Here is a 4,613-nt window from a genome sequence, read left to right as displayed (position 1 = left end):
TCAGTTTCAAACTTTTTATATGCCTCACATTTGTGTTATCAGCTTTTAAAATGGCAGCTCATCGCGTTCCTTTGCGATCCTCCTGTAAAAAAACTGTATTCCGCCATTGTTTGCCGACTCTGCTCCTAGCCTTGGGTTTGTTCTCATTTTTCAACACTTCCGCTCACGCCGATCCGCTGGTGAAATTCCCGGAAGGCAATGCGGCCTGGATCGTGGAGATCACCTATCCCAGTTCCCAAAACAACACTCAGGATCCAGGGGCCGCCCAGCCTCCGCAAACACCTGCGAGCATAAGAAAACCACAAAAGATCGAAGTGAGCCAGTCCGAGAATGTAAGGAGAATACGCATTACTTGGACAAAGGGACCCGTCACGGAGCAGTGGACGATACCCAACCTGCCGGTTGTTTTCAAGGAGTATCCGAGTGGCGACGTATTTCCGCTCCAAAACAATTCCAACGAAGCACTGAACGACAAATTCGACATGCCAGGCGATCTTCCCGCATTTGCCTGGATCACACCCGCGTTACTCAAGGAAAAGGATCCGGTGAGCTATAAATCACACTTGTGTTACCATTATGTGGGAAGTCTCAGCAGACCTGTGCCGCAGTCGGGTCGCCCCGGGCCCGCACAGGGATCCAATGGCAAACCCGCCCTCCCTCCCCCACCTCCACCCACACTCGTGGAAAACCGGGAGGCATGGATCGAAATCAAAACACTGTTCCCGGTGGTGCTCAACACTGGATCATCACTCTGCACTTTTACCTTGCTACCGGCCCCCGACGGTCCTCTGGACATGCCTGAGAATTTTAAAAAGGAGATTGCCTACTACAAGCACGTCATGGGATATCCGTGATACCTTCCGTTTGCCAACTGCAGTTAAGGAAAGCATTCAACTTTCGGCCCTCGGCTTGCGACCAACGCTTTGTTCGTTTTTTTCACCCTTTTCGTGGTTAAAAAGTAATACTTGCATTATGGACGAATCATGATTAATTGTAGTCATGGAGTAAATACATTGTAATATATTGCGATATGATGGAGACCGTATGCACCCTTTAACTCAAGCCGCCCCAAGCACCCGCACCCCTCTTTACAGGCGTGCCCCCTCTCAAGGCGGCTTCACACTGATCGAACTGCTGACCGTCATCGCCATTATCCTGGTCATGATGGGCATCCTGGGGCCGGCCTTGATCGGTTTAAAGAAATCCGGTGACATCACCAAAGCAGCCGCCGATATCTCTGGTGTCCTGCAAAATGCCCGAACCTACGCCACCGCGAACAACACCTATGTCTGGGTCGGGTTTTTTGAGGAAGACATAACGACTTCCGCAACACCCGCCACACAAGGAACCGGAAGAGTCGTTCTCTCAACCGTGGCATCCAAGGATGGTACGATGATCTACCCTTCAAACATCACGACAACAACAACACTTGCGACCTCATCGCTGCTTCAAGTCGGTAAATTGGTGAAGATTGATAACATGCATTTGAAAAAGGCGACGGCGGGCAATGCAACATTTCCGATCGGAAGTGGAACCGGGGTAACGTTGGACACGCGCCCCTATGTCAATACGAATGGATCGCCCGTATGGCAGATCGGGGACATCGACACGGGAACAGGCACGACACTGGCGCAATTTCAATATCCATTGGGGGGAACCACACAATATACATTTAAGACAGCCATCCAATTCAGTCCCCGGGGTGAGGCAAGGTTAAACGACATCACCCAATCACTGCAGCCGATTCTCGAGATTGGCCTGCAGCCGACCCACGGCACGACGGTGGACGCCAACAATAAAAACGTGGCGGCGATCCAGATCACCGGAATCGCCGGCAACGTAAAAATTTACAGACGATGAAAACGCCCGAAACATTATTGGACAGGATTTGGATTCTACAGGAGCGCGGGCGTCCCGCCCGCTCCGAGAGGCATCCTGCCTCTCGGTTGTTTTTAGAAGTGATCCATAGAATAAATGCAGGGCTGCCGGGCAGGATGCCCGCGCTCCCGTTTAAAAAAGAAAAACTCAATCCGTGTTCCTCCGCGTCCATCTGCGATAAACCTGTCCTATTTTTGCGTTTTTTGTTCACCACGGCGAATCCGTCCTGTGGCGGACGCCTTTTCGCGGCTAACAAAACCCCCTTGTCTTCCCCCTTTTCAGGGAGATGGAGGCCGCTTGTGCCAACTCCAAAAAATAGTTCCCGACTTTCCTCTGCGCCTCCGCGCCTCTGCGAGAGACAGTCAGGTTTTTCACTGGTCGAAGTAACCCTGGCGCTGGGCATCGCCGCGTTTTGCCTGATTGCAATCTTCGGATTGATCCCCGCCGGCCTGAAAAGCAACCAGACCGCCAGCCGTCAAATCTCGGCCAACGGCATTCTGTCCATGGTGGCTTCGGATCTGCGCGCAACCCCCTCCACAATGACCACATCGCAGCAGTTCCTAATTCCAATTCCCGTCAATCCGGTAACCCAGACAAGTTCTTCAACTCTGTTTTTCAGCAGCGACGGCCAGTCCTTACTAACCCCCCCATCATCCAGCTCCAGTGCAACTCCTCCATCGAATTCGCGCTACCGGGTGACGGTTACCTTCCTGCTGAACGGGTCCAGTACCCCTACCGATAGAACCGCCACTTTTGCGACCCTGAAAGCGAGCTGGCCCGCCGCGATTGATCCGGCTGGAACCATCCCGCCCGCAGGCTCCGTACAAACCTTTATCGCCCTGGATCGGAACTGATATGAAAACGGAATTTAACGCAGAGGAAGGCTTGAAGCTGGAATTGAACCACGGATGGACACGGATAAACACGGATATGGATGGATTGAGTTTTTCTTTTGCGGCAAAAAACAAACCCCCTATCTTCCCCCTTTTCAGGGGGATGGAGGCAGCTTGTGCCAACCTCCAAAATGGTTCCCGGTTTTCCTTTGCGCCTTTGCGACTCCCCGCTCGCGACGGATGTCGGAGTTGCATTAAACTTCGCTTTTCCCATCCGCGCCCATGCCGCAGCGGATTCACCCTGATTGAGCTGCTCGTTTCCATGTCGGTCCTGGTGCTGCTCATGGCGCTGATCGCCCAGCTTTTCAGCAGCGCCTCGACGGTGACAGGCTTGGGCAACAAACACATGGACGCGGATTCCCAGGCCCAGGCCGTATTCAACCGGATGGCCATCGATTTCTCACAGATCGTCAAGCGACCTGACGTGGATTACTACCTCAAATCCTCCACAAACGACCCATACGGCAACAATCAACTGCAACCCGGCAACGACCAGCTTGCCTTTTACAGCCAGGTACCGGGTTATTTGAACGCCACCGGCACCACCACCACCAATTCCCAAACTCTGGTTTCGCTGGTGGGCTACCGGGTCAACAGCAAAAACAGCAGCGCCTCTTATAATAAACTGGAAAGATACGGCTACGGACTGGCCTGGAACGGCGTTTCCAGCTCCTACTCGCAGGTGATGTTTTCGACAGCAAGTATTAGTGGCATCCCGTATGCGGTGACAACAGACACATTTAATAATGCAATTTACCAAAACTGGCGGCCCGCGACGGACGCCACGACAACGGATGCCAACAACTATGAATTGATCGGGCCCCAGGTTTTCCGGATGGAATATTACTACGTGCTCAGGGGCCAAACCGTGGGGGGCACAAACTATCCCTCCATTTTGAGCGACACACCCTGGTATGACCCAAGCCTGAACAGCGGCGCCGGAATCCCAAACCATGCCTCCGTCAACGGCCTGCAGGATGTCGCCGCCATCACCGTGGTCATCGCCGTCATCGACGCCAAAAGCAAGGTGCTTGTAACCGATGCGCAGCTAACTTCCCTGGCCGGCAAGTTGGTCGATTTTTCCCCAACGCTGGCTCCACTCCAGAACGGCCTGACCCAGCCCGGCAACCTTGAAGCCAGTTGGCAAACAGCCATCGACAACTCGCCCACGACCCTCCAAATTCCCCGCGTCGCGGCGGAAGCCATCCGGGTCTATAGCCGCACGTTTTACCTGTCAGGAAATTCAACTCCAAACCCATGAGGATATGAATATGAAAACAAACTTCTTTTACAAAAAGACCTCGGAGAACGGGGAGGCAAACTTAAAACTCGAACACAAAAACACATCCTCGCGTCCGCCAAAGGACGGATTCGTCCGGTGTGCGAACAAAGACGCAAAGACGCAGAGGAAAGACAGAAACAGGTTTGAAACTGAAAACTTGAAACCTGTAACTCGAATACAAGCTGCCTCCATCCCCCTGACAAGGGGGAAGATAGGGGGTTGTTTTTTTGCCGCAAAAGATCACAAAACACGCAAAGAAAAACACCTTTTGAGCGAGATGAGGATTCTCCCGTTAAAAAATGAAAAAAACAATCCATCCTTATCCGTGTTTATCCGTGTGCATCCGTGGTTCAATTCCAGTTTCAAGTCTGCCTTTGCGCCTCCCACACTCAGCCGGCGCACTCCAAGGCGCTGCATGCGCCATGGCACCCGCGGCGCCGCACTGGTGATTGTTCTGGCCTTTGTGGTCCTGCTCACAGGCCTGGTGGTCGCCTATTTCTCCAAGGCCGTGTCCAACAGCCAGCTTTCCAGCAACAGCTTCAACCAGTCGAAAACGGACG

The 4,613-nt window shown here is 53.0% G+C and carries 5 protein-coding genes; all 5 read left to right on the top strand.

What is annotated here, in order from left to right; all coding sequences use genetic code 11:
• Positions 1-110 precede the first annotated feature (110 nt).
• On the top strand, positions 111-854 hold the full coding sequence (locus tag PHD76_15065) for a hypothetical protein (GenBank protein ID MDD5263162.1): 744 nt from the start codon (positions 111-113) through the stop codon (positions 852-854).
• A gap of 190 nt (positions 855-1,044) precedes the next feature.
• The gene (locus tag PHD76_15060; GenBank protein MDD5263161.1) at positions 1,045-1,860 is read left to right on the top strand and encodes a prepilin-type N-terminal cleavage/methylation domain-containing protein; all 816 of its coding nucleotides are present in this window, start codon (positions 1,045-1,047) and stop codon (positions 1,858-1,860) included.
• A 317-nt stretch (positions 1,861-2,177) separates the two neighbouring features.
• Entirely contained in the window at positions 2,178-2,732 is a 555-nt protein-coding gene (locus PHD76_15055; protein ID MDD5263160.1) for a hypothetical protein, read from the top strand.
• A gap of 142 nt (positions 2,733-2,874) precedes the next feature.
• Positions 2,875-4,032, top strand: a complete 1,158-nt coding sequence (locus PHD76_15050; protein ID MDD5263159.1) for a prepilin-type N-terminal cleavage/methylation domain-containing protein — start codon at positions 2,875-2,877, stop codon at positions 4,030-4,032.
• A gap of 346 nt (positions 4,033-4,378) precedes the next feature.
• Positions 4,379-4,613 (top strand): hypothetical protein (locus PHD76_15045; GenBank protein MDD5263158.1); only part of this gene is annotated, 235 nt, incomplete at its 3' end.

It is taken from the genome of Candidatus Methylacidiphilales bacterium, from assembly GCA_028713655.1.
Taxonomy (GTDB): Bacteria; Verrucomicrobiota; Verrucomicrobiia; order Methylacidiphilales; family JAAUTS01; genus JAQTNW01.
The sequence above is the reverse complement of the archived record's forward strand: the minus strand, read 5'-3'. Positions and strand labels throughout refer to the sequence as shown.

What these genes read in the sequence shown, in the direction of transcription:
- PHD76_15050 (MDD5263159.1), top strand. Translation starts at nt 2,875, where the DNA reads ATGGAGGCAGCTTGTGCCAACCTCCAAAATGGTTCCCGGTTTTCCTTT.
- PHD76_15060 (MDD5263161.1), top strand. Translation starts at nt 1,045, where the DNA reads ATGCACCCTTTAACTCAAGCCGCCCCAAGCACCCGCACCCCTCTTTAC.